13 protein-coding genes are annotated in these 18,402 nt (G+C 57.7%); 3 read left to right on the forward strand and 10 right to left on the reverse strand.

The window, feature by feature from the left end; translation table 11 throughout:
* Positions 1-503: 503 nt before the first annotated feature.
* The gene (locus CUU80_RS08395; protein ID WP_100496868.1) at positions 504-956 is read right to left on the reverse strand and encodes a type II toxin-antitoxin system HicB family antitoxin; all 453 of its coding nucleotides are present in this window, start codon (positions 954-956) and stop codon (positions 504-506) included.
* Positions 957-1,810: 854 nt separating this feature from the next.
* Between CUU80_RS08395 and CUU80_RS08400 the strand changes: the two genes are divergently transcribed.
* The 3 genes from CUU80_RS08400 to CUU80_RS08410 all read left to right on the forward strand — a co-directional run bounded on the left by CUU80_RS08400 (position 1,811) and on the right by CUU80_RS08410 (position 6,380).
* Positions 1,811-2,389: a MarR family winged helix-turn-helix transcriptional regulator gene (locus CUU80_RS08400; RefSeq protein WP_100496869.1), complete on the forward strand. Its 579-nt coding sequence runs from the start codon at positions 1,811-1,813 to the stop codon at positions 2,387-2,389.
* A 154-nt stretch (positions 2,390-2,543) separates the two neighbouring features.
* A complete protein-coding gene (locus CUU80_RS08405; RefSeq protein WP_100496870.1) occupies positions 2,544-4,415 on the forward strand; it encodes an ABC transporter ATP-binding protein in 1,872 nt (623 codons plus the stop codon).
* Positions 4,416-4,454: 39 nt separating this feature from the next.
* Positions 4,455-6,380, forward strand: coding sequence for an ABC transporter ATP-binding protein (locus tag CUU80_RS08410; RefSeq protein WP_100496871.1), 1,926 nt, complete (start codon positions 4,455-4,457; stop codon positions 6,378-6,380).
* A gap of 452 nt (positions 6,381-6,832) precedes the next feature.
* Here CUU80_RS08410 and CUU80_RS08415 read toward each other — a convergent pair whose 3' ends face one another.
* The 9 genes from CUU80_RS08415 to CUU80_RS08455 form a co-directional block, all read right to left on the reverse strand.
* Positions 6,833-7,822 (reverse strand): EamA family transporter, encoded by a 990-nt coding sequence (locus CUU80_RS08415; protein WP_100496872.1) that lies wholly within the window; start codon positions 7,820-7,822, stop codon positions 6,833-6,835.
* 80 nt (positions 7,823-7,902) lie between these two features.
* On the reverse strand, positions 7,903-9,408 hold the full coding sequence (locus CUU80_RS08420) for a lanthionine synthetase LanC family protein (RefSeq protein WP_100496873.1): 1,506 nt from the start codon (positions 9,406-9,408) through the stop codon (positions 7,903-7,905).
* A 136-nt stretch (positions 9,409-9,544) separates the two neighbouring features.
* Complete coding sequence (locus CUU80_RS08425) at positions 9,545-10,675, reverse strand: NAD(P)/FAD-dependent oxidoreductase (RefSeq protein ID WP_100496874.1); 1,131 nt, start codon at positions 10,673-10,675, stop codon at positions 9,545-9,547.
* Positions 10,676-10,759: 84 nt separating this feature from the next.
* A complete protein-coding gene (locus CUU80_RS08430) occupies positions 10,760-11,539 on the reverse strand; it encodes an aspartate/glutamate racemase family protein (protein ID WP_100496875.1) in 780 nt (259 codons plus the stop codon).
* A 14-nt stretch (positions 11,540-11,553) separates the two neighbouring features.
* Positions 11,554-13,164 (reverse strand): ABC transporter substrate-binding protein, encoded by a 1,611-nt coding sequence (locus CUU80_RS08435; RefSeq protein WP_100496876.1) that lies wholly within the window; start codon positions 13,162-13,164, stop codon positions 11,554-11,556.
* 90 nt (positions 13,165-13,254) lie between these two features.
* On the reverse strand, positions 13,255-14,877 hold the full coding sequence (locus CUU80_RS08440; protein ID WP_100496877.1) for a dipeptide ABC transporter ATP-binding protein: 1,623 nt from the start codon (positions 14,875-14,877) through the stop codon (positions 13,255-13,257).
* Between the two features lie 12 nt (positions 14,878-14,889).
* Entirely contained in the window at positions 14,890-15,804 is a 915-nt protein-coding gene (locus tag CUU80_RS08445) for an ABC transporter permease (protein ID WP_100496878.1), read from the reverse strand.
* Positions 15,801-16,814, reverse strand: coding sequence for an ABC transporter permease (locus tag CUU80_RS08450; protein ID WP_100496879.1), 1,014 nt, complete (start codon positions 16,812-16,814; stop codon positions 15,801-15,803). Before CUU80_RS08450 ends, CUU80_RS08445 begins: the two co-directional genes overlap by 4 nt.
* Before the next feature lie 373 nt (positions 16,815-17,187).
* Positions 17,188-18,234, reverse strand: coding sequence for an FAD:protein FMN transferase (locus CUU80_RS08455; RefSeq protein ID WP_100496880.1), 1,047 nt, complete (start codon positions 18,232-18,234; stop codon positions 17,188-17,190).
* Between the last annotated feature and the right edge of the window lie 168 nt (positions 18,235-18,402).

The following is an 18,402-nucleotide window of genomic DNA, read 5'->3' on the forward strand; positions in this document are numbered from 1 at the left end:
ACGTCAGTGGTACATATTCGCAATGGTTCATAAAGATTGAATCTTGGCTTCTTCGAACGTAGGTCCCTCCCCGCGAATTTGTACCGCTGAGATGGACTCAGTGGTACAAATTCGCGAAGGAGGCGCGAACAAACACGAAACGGTCCGTTGGGGACCAATTCCAAAGTCGGAAATTCAGCTGTGCAACGGCCGGCCGACAGTGGTGTAGTGCAATGCGCCATGCACCAATGCCGACGTGAAATGCATATTGCACATACCTGCTTCTTCTGCCTCATGTGTGCAGCCTGCAATGCTGCAAAGACTCATGCCCCTCATGACCATCCCCCTTGTCTGGCGACAGCATCACCGCTGTCTTGTAGACAAGTGTAGCTGTCATCAATGGTGCTGCATAGTCAGTGAGTGATTTCTGTGGCTTGCATCACATACTTTCCGGCGTTTCGTGCCGAAATGCGCAATAATTCTATGCTCTTGCGGGCGTGTGCTATGTGCGCGGGGCTGTACGGTTACAGTTCGGCTAGTCTGTTGGAAATCAGTCGATTAAGGCTGATCTGTTGCTCCGCGGCATCGATGGTGAGACGACGATGCAGCTCCGGTGGTACGCGAACCAGTATGCGACCGGAATAATGGCGTTCGGCCAACGGTTCGGGTACCTCTTCGGATTGGGATTGCCTACGCTCTGCTTCCTCTGCGACCGCCAAGCGGATACCGACAAATGCTTCCAATTGAGAATCCGAAGTGAACGTTACTTCTGGCAACTCAGCGCAAGAGGCGACAAAAGTGTTGCTTTCTTCGTTCCACCGCACGCGGTAGGCGTAATGATTGATATCAACGGGTGTGTGTGGTGAGCTTTCCGCGCTTGATGCGTCCGGCTCGTTGCTGGTCGCTGCGTTGGTGGCGTTGGTGGCGTCGTCAGAGGTAGCTTGGGCACGCTCGTAGGTTTCATCAATTTCCGACATGATATCAATGATACTACTGATTGTAGAAACGAAAAACCGCCGCTCTTGCGAGCGACGGTTTTCCGTCTGTTTGCCGTTAGAAGGTGAATGAACACCTAGCCTTGGAATCCCCTGAGAGCAGAAGCTTCACATGCCGGCGAAAAAGTACTCTCAGCGGAAAAGGATTGCCGCAGCTGGTTACAGTGTACAGCTGTTTGAGGAAATCCGCAAACTGTGATAGCATTAATGATGTCATAAGTTGGCTATTGTTTCGGAAAGCATTGCCGTCGCATGACAAGGGCCGGGCCAATCTCGGCCCGGCCTTCTGTTTTGCCGTGAATAGGAGGCAGAAATGAACAACCGGAAGAAACAGGGTTCATGCGAACCCGATTGGACGTGGGTTGTCATAATGATGATTATGGTGATCCTCGCGGTTCGCGTCCCAGAAACGTGGACCGCGGCGACATGCGTCGGTGTAACTACCATCGTCGCATTGCTGTGCAGTCGTAAGTAACGCATGCACTCCGGCTTCGCTTTCATCAAGCGAGGCCTCTTCTCGTTGCTTACGGAACCTACTATACCGCATGGAGGCGGCATGGATGTGGGGTGGTGCGCTGGTGCGCTGGTGCGCTGGTGCGATGGCGTGATAGCGCGGTTTCGGTGCGGCGCCGATGGGGTGGTGCCGGATGTTGTGCGGTTCGTGGGCGAGCTTGATTGCGGGATGTGTGGCGATAAATTGTTTATAGTGTGAGATATTATGAGCTGTGGTTTACGGGTGATGCGACGTAAGGGCGGTGTCGGTCGTGGACACTGTGCGAAGTTGACTGCGTTTGCTTTCTGTGTGGCGGGGGCATATATGGCAAAGGAGGTGCGCCGTGGGGTATGAGGAAGAAGCGGTGAATGAGCTGTGGCGCGATGTGTGGTGCCACAAGTCGCAGATGCAGCGTGATCTCAATCATGGTGCCGGCGAGGCGTTTGTGATTCGCATACTGGCGCACCGTGGCACGATGTCGCCATCCCAGCTTGCCGACGCTATGCGCGTCACCACGGGGCGTGTGTCTGCTGTGCTGTCGGCATTGGAGAAAAAGGGCCAGATTGTGCGGTCTGTGGACCCGGAGGACCGCCGCGCGGTGCGTGTGGAACTCACTGAAGCCGGCCGGGAGCGCGGCCGTAAGGATATGCAGGAAATGCGCGATGCCGTCTGCTGGATTTTCTCGCAGATGGGGGAGCGTCGCACTCGTGAATTTGTCGAGCTCGCCCGCGAATTCTCCATCTATATGTCGCTGTGCAAGCCGGGGGAGCCTCGGCCCACGCAGGAGGAAGTGCGTAAGGCGTTCGAGAAGGATAGCGCTGACGAATCTGAGGATTTGTATTTATGGCGCAATAACGCGTCACGTAAACCCCGGGCGCACACTGCCGTTTGTCGGCTCGACATATCCAGATTCTGCTCATAGTGAATTTTCGTATGTCGTTGAGTCGCACATAATATCTTACAGTGTAAGTAATAAATACTAGAAATAATTTAAGTATGTTGGTTGCCTGGTTCAGTCGTTAATCACGTCGACCGCATCAGCATCGGCATCAACATCAGCAACACAAGGGGAAACAATGCTTCGCATCATGAAATATCTCTCCAAAGCAGAGATAGGCCAGATGCTGCTCGCACTGGTAACCATCGTGGGGCAGGTCTACTTCGACCTGAAGCTGCCGGACTACATGTCCGACATCACCACGCTGGTCGAGACGCCGGGCAGCGCAATGGCCGACATTTGGATCGCCGGCGGCAAAATGCTGCTCATCTCACTGGGCTCCGTAGCCTGTGCTGTGATCACCGGTTATATTGCCGCGCGCGTGGGCTCATCGTTCACCCAACGTCTGCGCTCGCTGGAATTCCGTCAGGTCGAATCGTTCGGCCCGGCCGAAATGAATCGCTTCTCCACTGCGAGCCTGATCACCCGCTCCACCAACGACATCACGCAGATTCAGATGTTCATCACCGTCGGTCTGCAGCTCATCGTCAAATCACCGATCATGGCCGTCTGGGCCGTGATGAAAATCGCGGGTGAAGGCTTCGAGTGGACGCTGGCCACCGGCATCGCCGTCGTGATTCTGCTGGCCGCCATCGCAGTGATGATGGCCATGGTCATGCCCAAGTTCAAAGCCATGCAGCAACTCACCGATAACATCAACCTCGTGGCCCGAGAGAATCTCACCGGCCTCAAGGTCGTGCGCGCCTACAATGCCGAGGATTATCAGGAATCCAAGTTCACCAAGGCCAACAAAGAGCTCACTGAAACCCAGCTGTTCACCAACCGGACCATGGCGTTCATGATGCCGCTGATGAACACCATCATGAACGGCCTGATGCTCGCCGTCTACTGGATCGGCGCCTACCTGATCGACGCGGCCGAGCTTACGGACAAGCTCACTGTGTTCTCCAACATGGTGGTGTTCTCCAACTATTCCGTGCAGGTCATCATGAGCTTCCTGCTGATGAGCATGGTGTTCGTGCTCTGGCCGCGCGCCGACGTATCCGCGCAACGCGTGCTCGAAGTGCTCGACACCAAGCCGATCATCGAAAACGGCTCCAAAACCGAAGCCGACGTGGCCAAAACCGGACAGCGGGGCACCGTCGAATTCCGCAACGTCAGCTTCACCTACCCGGATTCCCGTGAGGCAATGCTGGAAGGCATCACCTTCAGCGCCAAGCCAGGGCAGACGGTGGCGTTCATCGGCTCGACCGGCTCCGGCAAAACATCACTCATCAATCTCGTGCCACGTTTCTACGACGCCACCCAAGGCCAGGTGCTGGTCGACGGTGTGGACGTACGCGACTACAACCTGAAAACCCTGCGTGACAAAATCGGTTACGTGCCGCAGACCTCCGTGCTGTTCAAAGGTACGGTCGCATCCAACGTGAGCTACGGCGACAAGCCGGGCGAAACCGTCGATGTCGAGATCGCCGATACCTCAACAGCCGCCGGCCGCAAGCACGAAGCTGAATTAATCGCCGCAGACCGGGCCACAGGGAGCGCCGCGATGCCGGCGGAACAGATGAATCGCGTCAAGACGGCGTCGGATGTGGCCCAGGCCAGCGAATTCGTGAACCGTATGGACGGCGGGTTCAACGCGGCGATCGCACAAGGCGGCTCGAATGTGTCTGGCGGCCAAAAGCAGCGACTGTCCATCGCCCGCGCCGTCTATCGCCATCCCGAAATCCTGATCTTCGACGATTCGTTCTCCGCCTTGGACTTCAAAACCGACCGTGAAGTGCGCGAGGCGCTCGCTCGCGAGGCCAAGGATTCCACCAAACTCATCGTGGCCCAACGCATCGGCACCATCATGGACGCCGACCTCATCATCGTGCTCGACGACGGTCGCGTGGTAGGTCAAGGCACCCACCGCGAACTGTTGGACACCTGCGAGGTCTACCAGCAGATCGCCGAATCCCAGCTCAGCAAAGCCGAGCTGATGGCCTGACCACAAGCGGACCACAAGCGTCAACGAAAGGACTTACCAATGCCAAGAGGACCTATGGGGCACGGGCCGGGCGCAGGACGCACGGTCGAAAAACCCGCTGATTTCGGCAAAGTCATGGGCAAGCTCATGGAATACTGCCGCAATTACATTCCCGTCATCATCATCGCGCTGATTTTAGGTGCGGCCGGCACGATCTTCCAGATCATCGGCCCGGACAAGCTCAAGGACATGACCAACGAAATCGTCAAGGGGCTGCCGGCCGTCGTCAACGGACGCCCGGTGATGAACTCGGTCGATTTCGCGGCAGTCGGCCGCATCGCCTGGCTGCTGGTCGCCCTGTATGTAGGGTACGCGGTACTCAGCTACGTGCAGAGCTGGATGATGGCTAACGTCACCCAGCGTACGGCCCAACGGCTGCGCGAATCGATTTCGGTCAAAATCAACAAACTTCCGCTCAAATACTTCGACAAGGTCAGCTACGGCGACGTGCTGTCGCGCATCACCAATGACGTGGACGCCATCGGCCAAACGCTGGGGCAAAGCCTAGGCTCTTTGATCACCTCGGTCACCCTGTTCGTGGGCGCGCTGGTCATGATGTTCTACAACAACGTGATCATGACATTGTGCGCCATCGGCGCAAGCCTGATCGGTTTGGTGCTGATGATGGCGATTATGAAGGCCTCGCAGAAGTACTTTGCGCAGCAGCAGGCCGCCTTGGGCGACGTGAACGGTCACGTGGAAGAGATGTACGCCGGGCATTTGATCGTGAAGGCGTATAACGGCGAGGTCGAATCGATTCGTCGCTTTGAGCAGTACAACGCGGAACTGTATGAGTCCGGATGGAAATCGCAGTTCCTGTCTGGCCTGATGATGCCGCTGATGAACTTCGTCGGCAACTTCGGCTACGTGGTGGTATGCGTGGTGGGCGCGGCGCTCGCCATGGACGGGCAGATCGAGTTCGGCGTGATCGTGGCGTTCATGATGTACATTCGCCTGTTCACTCAGCCGCTTTCCCAGTTCGCGCAGGCCTTCCAGAACCTGCAACGTTGCGCGGCCGCCGCCGAGCGCGTGTTCGGCTTCCTGGAGGAGCCGGAAATGGCGGAAGAGCCGACCAAGGCTGAGCTTGGAGTCGATCCGGCGGTTGACGGACGCGGCGGTCATGGTGCGTCGATGCCGGTTGCCCGGCGCGCGCAGCTGCTCGGTTATGACGCCCAAGGGCGTGTGCAGCCCGTGCGTGGCGACGTGGAATTCAATCATGTGCAGTTCGGTTATGAGCCGGACAAGCCAATTATCCACGATTTTTCCGCCTCTGTTGCGGCCGGGCAGAAAGTGGCCATTGTGGGCCCGACCGGTGCCGGCAAAACCACGATGGTGAACCTCCTGATGCGGTTCTACGAGATTTCCGGCGGTTCGATTTCCATCGACGGAGTGAATACTGCGAGCGTACCTCGATGGAATGTGCACGACCAGTTCTCGATGGTGCTGCAAGACACATGGGTGTTCCGCGGAACCGTGCGTGAAAACATCGCGTATGCCAAGCCTGGTGTGACCGACGAACAAATCGTCGCCGCCTGCCGGGCGGTGGGGCTCGACCATTACATCCAGTCGTTGCCGGACGGATATGACACCGTGTTGGACGACAAATCCACACTGTCCGCAGGACAGAAGCAGTTACTCACCATCGCCCGCGCGATGGTGCAGGACGCTCCTATTCTGATCCTCGACGAGGCCACCTCCTCCGTCGATACCCGTACCGAGGAGCTCATTCAGAAAGCCATGGACGCACTGACCGTGGGGCGTACCTCCTTCGTGATCGCACACCGCCTCTCCACCATCCGCGACGCCGACATGATCCTCGTCATGAACCACGGCGATGTGATTGAGCGCGGCACCCATGACGAGCTGCTGGCGGCGGGAGGGTTTTACGCCGACCTCTACAACTCCCAATTCACGCTCGCTGGATGATGGAGTGTCCTCGTCGTTGCTGCCCGCTGCGACGTACCTTCGTACGCCTTTGCGGGCGCGCCTTGAGGACACACGCATCATCCAGCTCGCTCCGCTCGCTGATTGACGGCGCGTTTTCTGCGTTGCCCCTCGGTCGACGTACCGTGTCGCGCTGCGCGCGACCTTCGCGGCAGAGCCGCTCACTTCGCCTACGGATAGTCCGCTGGACTATCCGTTTGACGGCTCAGCCCCTTTGCGGGCGTACCTTGCGGCTGCGTGAGTCAGTCGGCTCGGTTCATGTGCCGGGATGTGGGACGGAATTGTAATGTGGGCTGTTTTGCGGTTTTGTACCGCGGGGAAGTGGGACACAACCGCAAAACAGGGATTTATACAGAGTGGTACCGCGAACATTGGCTGTTTTGCGTTGCTGGGTGTCGCGGGCCTCGACGGGGGAGTGGGACGAAACCGTATTTTCACTGCATTTGCGGTTTCGTCCCACGGCGCGACAGCTTGCCGTCGCCGCCGATTTCGCGTTTTGCGCCGCCGAATGCGAATATGACGAGCGCACAAACCAACAGGATGAGATTTGCCGCGCTGCCGGTCGAAAGCGGTTCCTTGAAATACAGTACGCCCAAGCATATTTGGATAATTGCGGAAAGATACTGGGTGATGCCAAGACTGGTCAGCATGGTGCGGCAAAGAGCGAAGTTATACAGTACCAAGGGCGCGAAAGTCAGTAGGCCGGATAACACGAATAGCGCCCACTGACCAGCGGATATTCCCGAGATGACGGGCATGGTTCTCCCGCCGGCAAGCACATATACCGATGTTGCCACGCCCAGCACCAGCATTTCAGCCGAGAACGATGTGAGCGAATCGACGATGCTGGGAACCAGCTTATGAACAAGACCATAGAGAGACCAGGTGATCGGCAACAGGGCCGCCGCTATCGGAATGTGTCCATTGGCGTATCCCGAGAGCAACACGGAGGCAAAGGCCACCATGCATCCCACCCATTGCGTTCGGGTCAATGACTCCTTAAGCACCACCACACCGAAAACGACTGTCAATAACGGATTGACCAGATAGCCGATGCCGGCATCGGTGACCTGATTGGACAATATTGCATATATGTGGGTCAGCCAATTCGCCCCAAGCAGTAATGCGCAGACGATGGTCGCGGCAAGCTGCGTTCTGTCGGTGACAAGCCTGACAAGATTGGGGATCCTGCCCGTACACACCAGAAACACTATGGACAGAACGGTTGTCCACAGTATTCTTTGGACGATCACCTTTTCGTAGCCGGCCGCGTTCAGGCCGCTGAAAAGAACCGGCAGGAAGCCCCAAATAACATAGGATCCTATGCCGGCTGCCGTGCCGAGAACAGACGACGCCGTTCTGGCGTCGAATCTTCTGGACAAGCCGACATTGTCGTTGACCGTGTTCGACGTGTTGCTCGACATGTGACTTCCGTTTACCGGTGAGATCGGCTCAAGGAACCGTAACGGGCAGGCTCAGTATTCATCATGAGACGTCAACGACCTTATTCCCAAAACCCAATGTCGTCATACGCGCGGGGAAGACGCTCACCCTTGTCTGCAAGATACAGTTCAAGCAGTGAGGAAGCCACGCCTGCGGCACCATCGCGCAATCCGATTGGATGCCCTATACGAGTGGGGTTCAGCCTGGACCAGGCTATAGGCCATATCGCTTGATCCCCAGAAGCGGACCGGGTCACCTTTGCGGTGCCGAGCAAGACGGATGCGGTGCGATTGGCGAGTTCCAGCCAATGTTCGTCTGGATGAACTTCGTTCAGGCTCAGGAAGAAATGAACAAGTCCTGCATGTCCGCAGCACTGGCAGACGTTATTCCACAATCCCGGAGACTGATGTTCGGGGACGCCGATGGATTCGAGTCCTTCGACATATCCCTTGACCGTATCCAGGTACGATTCGTCGTTAGTCAATGCATAGAGCGACAAGAACAACTTTGCAGTGCCGGCAATGCCGTTGCATTCTCCCGCATAGAACAGGTTGCGACCTGTATTGAGATCGTGCGGAGAAAGAAAACCCTTGGTTTGGGGCACGGCATGATTGGTCAGGAACAAGGAAGCCTGCTTGGCGCCGTCCAGATAAGCATGATCGCCGGTCTCGTGGTACAGACGCAGCAGTGTAAAACCTGCTCCCGCGGGCCCATACGAAAAATTCGGACGGTGAGAACCGATGAGCCGCTGGTAGTTGGCAATGGTGGCGGGCTCGACGAAACCGCCCGTATGGGCATTGCCTGTCAACGATTCGTAATACTTGTCGCGCCAGTAATTGCGTTCGGCGATCTGCGCGAATGCGTCAAAATCCAAGGATCCGTCCGGCTGGCGCACTCCGTGCGAAAGGAATTCACGCCCGGCGGCAGCAATCACTGTGGTTATCTCATCGGATTGGAGAATGGCGTTGATGTCAATCAGAATTTCGATGATGCCGCCATCGAACAGTTGGGCGCTGGTATTCGCCCAATGCACTCCATATTCGCCTGATTCCGCAATGAGCAGATACCATTGCGCGATCTGTGCCAGAGCCGTTTCGATGGTGTTCTTCAGGTCCTGGGCGCTGGGATCTGCGCTGGGATCTGCGCTGGGATCTTGAGATGCGGTATACCATGCTCGTCTGAGTGATTCGGCGACACCTCCTACGCCGAAGTCGACGCTTTTGCCGAGTTCCGGTAGGGATTCCTGCCGCTGCAATGCCGCAATATTGTCCGGCAGGAGAATATCCCGCCAGTGAAGTGCCGCGAACCGGGCGGCTTTGGCGAAAATCTCGCCGTATGTGGAGCTTCCTGTCGCCTGATACAGATTGGCGTAAAACTCCACAATGCCGGTGGAACCATGGTATCGGGATAGGTCCAACGGCGCTTGCGGATCCGTCGTCCAATACACGCCGTCGGCATGGGCATGGGCATATTGGGATATCGAGCGTTCTGCGTCCTGCGCAAGCTCAAGGTATTGGTCGGCGGAATCCGCTGCGGTAATGGGGAAGAGGGTGTCGTAATCCGTCATTGGTTTGTCCTTCGCTGTTGCGCCGGCCGATGCGGGAACGCATCGAACCGATGATTGCTATGAATATCGATGTGAATATCGATGTGAATATCGAAAGTGCCTTCAATTCGGGCGCCAGATAGGGGGAGCTGGTGTGTCAGATCGACGCAAACCGCTGCGGTCGAAAATCGTCCAGCACGTGGAACTCATTGCCGTCCACCAGCTCGTCTCCCAACAGCTGTCCCAGCAGCAAACCGACCGTGGCGCCGCTGTGCGTGAAGACGACGGAGACGTTCGTGCCGGCAATGGTGCCGACTACGGGATAGCCGTCTGCGGGAATAGGGCGGATACCGACCTTTACGCTTTCGGCGTGCAGCACGGGCTTACCTTCCAGAGCGTTGCCTACCGCATCCAGCAGTGCGCGCACCGCCTCGTCCGGTACGTTTTGACCCGGTGCGTCAACGAGTTCTTCCAACCTGCTCGCCACGATAACCAGTCGTCCTGATGCGTCTGGCCTCACTCCGGCAAAAGGCATACGCAACAGTGTCCGTGGCGGGTTGTCGACCGGTTCGGTGGTTATCGTGACGCCGATATTCGATGACTCGGGGATATCGGCGATTGGTGCAAGGAGTTTCGTGGTCGCCGATCCTGCGGCAACGATGATGTTGTCTGCGTCAATGGTCTGGCCGTCAACGGTCTGCACGCCTGATACCGCATGATTGTCATCGGTGAGCAGTCGATTGACGAGGCCTGAGACGATCCGTCCGCCATGCTGCTTGACGACGCCATTGAGTTCGTGGATGAGCAATGGGAGATCGACCCATGCGTCTTCCGGCTCGTACAGCACCGTTCCCCGCACTCGGGACCAATCCACCGTAGGTTCGACCGACTGGGCTTCTTGAGCGGAAATCGGATATATATCCTGCCCTTGAGACGCCAAACGTGCGATTTCATCGTCAATTGATTCACGTGAAACAGACACGGTTGTCGTCGGCAGCAACTGGCGGTCCGACGAGCTGCCCCAATCAAGTCGTCCAGAAGGGTGGTACCAGGACGCCGAGGAGCGGAGCTGTTCGTGGGCCAGCCTCAATCGTCCCAATGTGCGCAACGTGTGGTACGCAGGGGAGGTGGCGGCAGCATCGTTGATCCACCCCAATGATCTCGCCGACGCCGTCTCTTCCGCAGAGCCGCCGTCGAGCAGAGTCACCTGCTGACCGCGTGATGCGAGTCTTGCGGCGGTGGCCGCGCCCAATATTCCATTGCCTACAACGAGATATCGCTTGGTCATGTCAAAAGTCTTTCTCTAGCAGTTGTGTATGCATGGCAACTGTTCGTTAGCCGCAGAACGTCAAAGCGTCAGAACATCAAAACGTCATTGGACTGCGGAATGAAGCCACTGGATTAAGGTGTCCGCATCCCACACCGGCAGTCCGGTGTGATGTCGAATTTCCTCGGAGAACGGAGCGAGATTGGTGCATTCCAGCACGATGGCGGCGATGCTGTCGTCCGATGCCAGTGCCTGATCGATGCCGGCCAGGACTTCATCGCTGGCTCGTCTGACGTCGTAGTCGTCGGTGTCTGACGTAATCACGCCATACAGATACGTCGCCCCAGTCAGAGCGGCGACCCTCACTCGCGCGAAATCACGCGATGCGACGCCGCTTTCCCGCAACTGTTCCTCATCGATTCCATGTTGTTCGATGGTGACCACAAGCACTTTCTGGTCTGATCTGAGCAGTCTGAGCGCCAATTCCACTTGCAGCAGACTTGAAGTAGCTACCGGAATGGCAGTCCGATCGGCGATCTGCGACTGGTATCGTGCCATCAGTCCGCATGATGTGCCAGCCACTGCAATGCCCTGATCGGCCATCGTGTTGACGGCGTCGATAAACCCCTCTCGGACTTTCTCGGATTTCGGGGCGGTCATATCGGACGGACCTATGCCTTGCACGATGGCATAATGCACCGGGAAAGGGAATGTGGCCGCGTTACCGATGTCCCCGAGAGGGCGCGGGATGGTCGAGTCCAGCATGGCGACGCCTACGGAAACCCCGTAGAAGGGTCTGCCGCGTTTGATCGTCGCGGTCTCGCGGCTATGCGCTTGGTTATGCGCCTCTGTCGGCAGATGGTTGAACGAATGGGAGGTGCTCATAGGTTCCAGGCCCCTTACGCGAGTTTCGCGTCGTACAGGTTCAGGCGGGATTCCGCATCGTAGGTAACGCCCTGCACTCCCTTGCTCAGTCCATAGAACTGCACGAGATAGGCGACCGGGATCTGCAGGCCGCGTTCCACGATCTCCTTCTGTACGTTTTGCAGAATCTTGTTTCTGGCGGTGTCGTCGGTGGTGGCGTTCTGTTCGGACAACGGAGCGACCAGATCGTCGTTGGCCTCCAGGTTCGAGCGATTGCCGCCGTCTACGGGAGACACTTGGCCGCGGAGCACGTCGGCGTCGATATCGGTGGTGTTCGCGAACAGGACGGAGTACTTGTGCTTGCCGGTGACTTCCGAATAATCACCGGTGTAGTCCGCGAAGTCCACCTGAAGGCCGTTCTGGTTGAGCTGCTGCACCACGAGCTCCAGCAGCTTCTGGGAAAGCGTATACGGGCTGGCTTTGGTGATGTGGAACGACAAGGGCTTGCCGTCCTTTTCCCAAATGCCGTCGTTGTTCTTGCTCCAGCCGTCGTCTTCGAGGAGCTTGTCGGCCTTGGAGGGATCGTATTTCAGCTCATCGGAAAGATCGGCCCATCCGGAAACGTTCTTGGTCAACAGGCTGATGGCGGGTTCGGACTTGCCTCCGAAAGCCACGGTGTTGATCTCATCGCGGTTCAGGTAATATGAAACGGCCTGACGGACGGATTGGTCCGTGAACGGCGCCTCCTTGACGTTCACCTGCAGACGGAGCGGCACGCCGGGCGTGGTGACGGGCACGATGGTTGCCCCTGAGCCTTCGGCGGACTGGAAATCCTGCGGATCGATGCTTTGCGCGACCTGCGCCTGTCCCGAAGTCAGCAGACCAAGGCGAGAACTCGATTCGGGCACCAGCTTGAACACGATGGTCTTGATATAGGCCTCGCCCGTATGCCCTGCATATGAAGGATTGGTGTCGTAATCCTTCCTCGCGTTGATGGTCACATCCTGATTCGGCGTGTATTTGCCTAATGTGTATGGACCGGTTCCCACCACTCCTGCGGCGCATCGCGCTTCGGCGGACTGGGCTATGGTGTTCGGGGAGAGAATCGAGAGGAAATCGCTGGCCGTGTGGTTCAGGAACGAACCGTTCGGCTTGCTGAAGGCCACGGTGACGGTCTGCGGATCAACCACGGTTGTGCTTGTGTAGTTGGCGAAGTAGCTGCTGGATCTGACGCCTTGCGGATAGGTTGCGGCTTGGTCGAAGTTCTGCTTGACCACTTCGGCGGTAAGCTCCTCGCCGTCCGAGAAGTGAACGCCTTTTTTGAGATGGAACGTGAATTCCGTCGCGTCTGCATTGGACTCCCAGCTTTCGGCCAAGGCGGGGAGCAGCTTGCCGGTTTTCGTATCCAAAGCGGTGAGGCTTTCCACAACCTGCCGCAGCACATTATGCACTGCCGGTTCATCGAACTGCCATGGATCAAGGCACTTTACGGTTCCGTCCAATGCGACGGTGAGCGTCTGGCCGGTGGCGGATTGCGCGGCTGTGGCGCTGCCGCAAGCGGCCAGTGAACATGCCAATGTGCCGGCGGCTAAGACGGTGAGCAATCGCTTGGTTCGGGATGCGAGCAGGGAAGTCGGAAAAGTCATGGTGTTGCTTTCTGTACGTAGGAATGAATTGCTGTTGTGTATTGGTAGGTATTTGCGTAGGTATTTGTTGTCGGCCGCTATCGGCTCTCCTCACGCCAATGGCGAAGGCGTATTGACGTGGCGATGCCAGCGCGGAATGGAAGAGACCAACTGTCGGGTGTAAGGATGCTGCGGATTGGCGAGTACCTGATCCGTTTCGCCCTGTTCCACAATGAGGCCATCATGGATGATGATGACTTCGTCCGCGAGCATTCGGACGACCGCCAGATTATGCGAGATGAGCAGGTACGCCATGTCGTGCTCCACCTGAACTTTGTGCAGCAGATGCAGGATGTCGTTCTGCACGGAGACGTCCAGTGCGCTCGTAGGCTCATCCAGCACCATCAAGTCCGGTTTCATGGCCAGAGCCCGGGCGATGGCGACTCTCTGGCACTGCCCGCCGGACAAATCGCCAGGCTTTTGATCGAACACGGTGTTCGGCAGGGAGACATCGGCGATGAGATCATGTATCTGCGCACGTCGCGTCGCGCTGTCCTTATTGCCGGATGCTGTCAGGGCCTCATCAAGCAGTCGCTGCACCGAGTACCGAGGATCGAGCGAAGCGTATGGATTCTGGTACACCATTTGAATCTTGCGTCGAATGGGTCGGCTGTCGCGCGTATTAAGCCCGGCGTACTTGGTGTTCTTGAACTGCACATATCCGCTGTCGGGTTTTTCGGTGCCGACGACTATTCGTGCAGTCGTGGTCTTCCCGGACCCCGATTCCCCCACTAACGCGAGCACTCGTCCGTCCGGAATATTGAACGATACGTCATCCAACGCGACATGGGGCGCACTGTGGTTCCCCGGGAACGCCTTCCTGACATGCTTGACCTCAAGCAGGGCTTCGTCGTCCGGGACATATGGATTGGACGACAACAGGCGTTCGCTGTCCATGCTGGGAACGGCGCGAATAAGCCGCTTGGAATACTCGTCCTGGGGATTATCCAGCAGTGCGGAGGTCTCGCCTTGCTCGACAATCGTCCCGTGATGCATGATGACCATACGCTTGGATCGCTCGGCGGCCACAGCCAGATCGTGGGTGATCAATAGCATTGCGCTGCCGGTTTTGCTGATGAATCGATCCAAGCAGTCAAGGACCAGTCGTTGCACCGTGACGTCGAGCGCGCTGGTCGGTTCGTCCGCGATCAGTAGCTTGGGGCGCAATGCCATCACTATGGCGATCAGCACTCGCTGCAGCATGCCGCCGGAGAGTTGATGTGGATATTTCTCCAGCAGAGTCTCGGCGTGGGGCAGTCCGGCGTCGGTCAGCAGCCGTATCGCCTGCTGCTTTGCCTGAACCTTGGTGATGCGATTCCTGAGCCGCAATACGCCGATCAACTGTGCGCCGATTTTCCGGACCGGATTCAATGCGACGGCAGGGTCCTGCGGAATATATCCGACATCCGAGCCAAGATATGCCGTGATTTCTTTCGGTGTGAAGTCCAGTACGTCGCGCCCTTGGAACAGCACGGTTCCGGTCACCGTGGTCGAATCGGGCAGTGTACGCAAGATGACGTGCGCCAGTGATGATTTGCCCGAGCCGGACTCTCCCACAACCGATACGGTCTGCCCCTGTTGAACGTCAAGCGAGATGCCTTGAAGCGCTTCAACCGGTTGCTGCGAGTCATGATAGGTGAGATGGAGATTGTCGATGTGCAACAGGGCTGTCATGATTCACTTCCTTCAGTCGTTCCAAGCGTGCCCGAGGCGATTGGCCGACAGCACTACAGCGATAACCACAAGTCCGGGCAGCACAATCAGCCACCATCCCGAAACCAGATAATTTCGACCGTCCGCGATAATGGATCCCCATTCCGGAGCCGGCAGCGGATTGCCGTACCCCAGGAAGCTCAGCGAGGCGATTTGCAGGATGACGTTGCCGAAGGAAATCGAAGCCAATGCGAGAACCGCTGACAAGGCGTTAGGCAATACATGCGCGAACGCCACGTGAGCATGTCCGAGGCCCAATCCATATGAGGATTCGATGTATTTGCGAGACGCGATGCTCAATACGGAGGAACGCATCACTCGTGCGAATTCTCCGATTCCGCTGATACCGACGGCGATGGCCACCTTCGTCGTTCCGAATCCGAGCGCGGTAACCACCACTATGGAGAGCAGCAACGCCGGAATGGACAGCAGGATATCCACGACGCGCATGATGATGCTATCGACCACACTGCCGGACAGTCCGGCGATGAGTCCGAGCAGCGAGCCGACGACCAGAGCTATCGCAATGGCGAGGACTGCCGCGCGAACCGATTCTCCGGCACCATAAATCACGCGGGAAAGTACATCTCGCCCAAGCTGGTCGGTGCCGAACAGATGACGAGCGCTCGGCGCTGCCAATCGTTCGGCGGCGTCTCCTTGAATCGGATCGAATCGGGTGAAGAGACTCGGTTTGATGGCCCATCCCAAGACCAGCAGCAGTACCGCGACGGCAATCGCCAAGGATGGCTGACGGAAGTTGCCGACGAATGCGGTCAGGATCCGCGAGCGCCGCGGGAGGGAGAGCGCGGCCGTTTCGGTGCGCTGCCCAGCTCGCTGCCCGACGCGTTGCACTTTCAACGGGATTGCGATGGTATCCGGTTGCTTCATTTTCTGCCCCTTCGCGAGCTGTTGCGGATGCGAGGATCGATAAGCGGATAGAGCAGGTCCACCACGAGGTTGACTCCGGCATATACGGCGGCGGTGAAAATAACCACGCCCTGTACCACAGCCATGTCCTGCGAGGTGACTGCCACCTGCGTGATTCGTCCGATGCCATTGCGAGAAAACACGGTTTCCACCACTACGGTGCCTGCCAGCAGCTCGCCGATATGAGTGGCGATCACTGTCATTACCGAGATGGAGGCGTTCGGCAACGCTTGCTGGAAGAGTGCCGCCAAACGTCCGTATCCGACGGTTCGCACCGTCTGCATATACGGCGAATGCCACTCTTTATCCAGACTGTTGGTGAGCACCTGGGCGATCAGGGAGCCGGTTCTCAACGACAAGGTCGCGGCCGGCAGAATCATCGCGGCGAAACTGCCATCGCCTACTCCGGGGAAAATATGCAGGGAGAACGAGAACAGCCATAGGAGGATAAGGCCGATCCAAAATCCGGGGATGGAAGAGCCTATGGCCGGCAGCGCCCAGCATGCCCGTCGTACCGTTGCAAAACGGGAGACTATCGCCAAAGTGGAGACCACAAACGCCAGAGTGAGTGCAATAAGCAACGCCAGCAGAGTAAGTCCGAGGGTCTGCGGCAAAGCATTGCCGATAAGTTGCGACACCGGCATTCCGGTTGCGACGGAGATGCCTAAATCGCCGTGAAGAATGCCGGTGAGTTGCTTGACATATTGTGTCAGCAGCGGCTGATCAAGACCGTAGTAGTGCTCCAATTGCTCGTATTGGGCTTGAGATATGTAACTTGACGTCTGCAGCTTTTGCGTAGCCGCGTTGCCGGGCAGCGCATACAACAACAAAAAGCTCAACGTAAACGCAGCCCAGACCACAAACAGTGCTTGCAGCAGCCGCTGGACGACGTATCGGGCCGTGCCCCCTCTTGCGGCGGCAATAGCTTTGGGGCTTTTGAGAGAAAGTGCCCCCGAGATATAGCCAGTCATACATGCCTTTTCTGAACGATTGGGTTGGGCTTTTGCTGATTTGTTGTTGATTTGCCGTTGATCCGTCGCTGATTCGTCGAGAAGAACGGCTGCTTATGGCGTCTGCGTGCCATAGCTGGATACAAGTCCCCCAGTGCTTGATGTGTTGAATTTCCCCCTGCGAGGTTCTTGCCCAACCAATGAACCTCGATGAGTCTCAATATATATGGTGAGTGCCGGTCAAATCGCGGCTCAGATATATTGATTGCTTATGGCTTGCTAGTTATCGGCGGAGAATCACTGTTCGGCCGCACGATGGCTGTGGCGTGGCCCGGGCTCGACGACAAATCCGTATCGGGCGGCCCCGGCTGTGCAAGTGGGGGCTCAGGGACGATTATCGGGTGAACAAACTGCCCGGGAAGCCTTCAGATTGCGCGGCGGTGCGATCGGCGTTGAGTATTGCGCAGTTGAAATCGAAGTAGTGGCTTAGGCGGCTGGCCGGTGTGGTGAACAATGCGGTCGCCAATCCGTCGGCGACCGCGGCGGGGTGTGCGGATGATGCGGCGTCAACGGCAACCCATGTGGCGGCTACGTCGTCGACCGGCAATCCGTCGATGGCGTTGAGCAGATGGTGAAGCTGATGTCCGGCGGCTTCGCCCCAATGGCGACGGCTGGGGGCGCTCGCGCACAAAGCGCCGTGCCGCAGTTTGGCAGTGCCGACCGCCCGGCTTGTATCGGACGGGTCTTCTAGTGCAATCGTGAGCGGTTCGGCGATATGCACCAGTAGATCCCCGCCCGCGTCAATGACATAGTTGAGATTGCTGCGCTGACCTGCTCCCGGTGTTGTGGCTGTCTGCCGGCGTTCTGGGGGCGGCGGAACTTCGCTGTCGCGATCGTCGGCCAAGAGTCCGGCGATCATATCCACCAAGTACCCCTTGCCGCATGAACCGAAGTCAAGCGCGACCGTGCGGTGCGTGACCAGCGTCGTGCCGTTTCGAGCCACGTCATTACTCCACGTCGCTCGGCCGTGAAGCGCCCCCAGATGCCACTCGCGTTGTGCCTTCGTGCGGATTGCGTCGCCGAAAGCGTCGGGCGCGACGACGAACGAATACGACGCGTCGTATCCCAGTCGAATCAAATCCTCGCCTACGCACGGGTCGATTGCGCCGCCGGTTGCCGTGAACAGTCGGTCGTACAGATTGAACAGGTCGGCGCACCAATCAGGGAAAACGAACGTGCCGCCGTGCTGGGCGGTGCGCATCCGGGCGACCGTCGAATCCTCTCTGAACCGAGACAGCACCGACTCATATCGTTCGATGAACGAGCCGATTCGCCCGCGGGCCGCTTCGCTCAGGGGGTGCTCGGTGTGAATCAGCAGCCCCGTGCCCAGCGCGTGTGGGAATGCGGCGACATGGGGGAGCTGTTCGGCGAGAGTGGTCATGTGATCATCTTATTCCGACGGGTTTGGTGCCGTTGCGCGTGCGCAGCGTGCCTCTGGAGACATTCGGGGTGAGAATCGTATGCGGAAGAGGGTGGTACACTGATGTTGACACAGCGTCAACAAGGAGGTTTGACCATGAGTGGTTCTGCTCGAATTTCCGATACCGAT

This window comes from Bifidobacterium scaligerum, assembly GCF_002802865.1.
GTDB lineage: Bacteria > Actinomycetota > Actinomycetes > Actinomycetales > Bifidobacteriaceae > Bifidobacterium > Bifidobacterium scaligerum.

What these genes read in the sequence shown, in the direction of transcription:
- CUU80_RS08455 (WP_100496880.1), bottom strand. Translation starts at nt 18,234, where the DNA reads ATGACCACTCTCGCCGAACAGCTCCCCCATGTCGCCGCATTCCCACAC.
- CUU80_RS08440 (WP_100496877.1), bottom strand. Translation starts at nt 14,877, where the DNA reads ATGACAGCCCTGTTGCACATCGACAATCTCCATCTCACCTATCATGAC.
- CUU80_RS08435 (WP_100496876.1), bottom strand. Translation starts at nt 13,164, where the DNA reads ATGACTTTTCCGACTTCCCTGCTCGCATCCCGAACCAAGCGATTGCTC.
- CUU80_RS08430 (WP_100496875.1), bottom strand. Translation starts at nt 11,539, where the DNA reads ATGAGCACCTCCCATTCGTTCAACCATCTGCCGACAGAGGCGCATAAC.
- CUU80_RS08450 (WP_100496879.1), bottom strand. Translation starts at nt 16,814, where the DNA reads ATGACTGGCTATATCTCGGGGGCACTTTCTCTCAAAAGCCCCAAAGCT.
- CUU80_RS08445 (WP_100496878.1), bottom strand. Translation starts at nt 15,804, where the DNA reads ATGAAGCAACCGGATACCATCGCAATCCCGTTGAAAGTGCAACGCGTC.
- CUU80_RS08410 (WP_100496871.1), top strand. Translation starts at nt 4,455, where the DNA reads ATGCCAAGAGGACCTATGGGGCACGGGCCGGGCGCAGGACGCACGGTC.
- CUU80_RS08420 (WP_100496873.1), bottom strand. Translation starts at nt 9,408, where the DNA reads ATGACGGATTACGACACCCTCTTCCCCATTACCGCAGCGGATTCCGCC.
- CUU80_RS08415 (WP_100496872.1), bottom strand. Translation starts at nt 7,822, where the DNA reads ATGTCGAGCAACACGTCGAACACGGTCAACGACAATGTCGGCTTGTCC.
- CUU80_RS08425 (WP_100496874.1), bottom strand. Translation starts at nt 10,675, where the DNA reads ATGACCAAGCGATATCTCGTTGTAGGCAATGGAATATTGGGCGCGGCC.
- CUU80_RS08395 (WP_100496868.1), bottom strand. Translation starts at nt 956, where the DNA reads ATGTCGGAAATTGATGAAACCTACGAGCGTGCCCAAGCTACCTCTGAC.
- CUU80_RS08405 (WP_100496870.1), top strand. Translation starts at nt 2,544, where the DNA reads ATGCTTCGCATCATGAAATATCTCTCCAAAGCAGAGATAGGCCAGATG.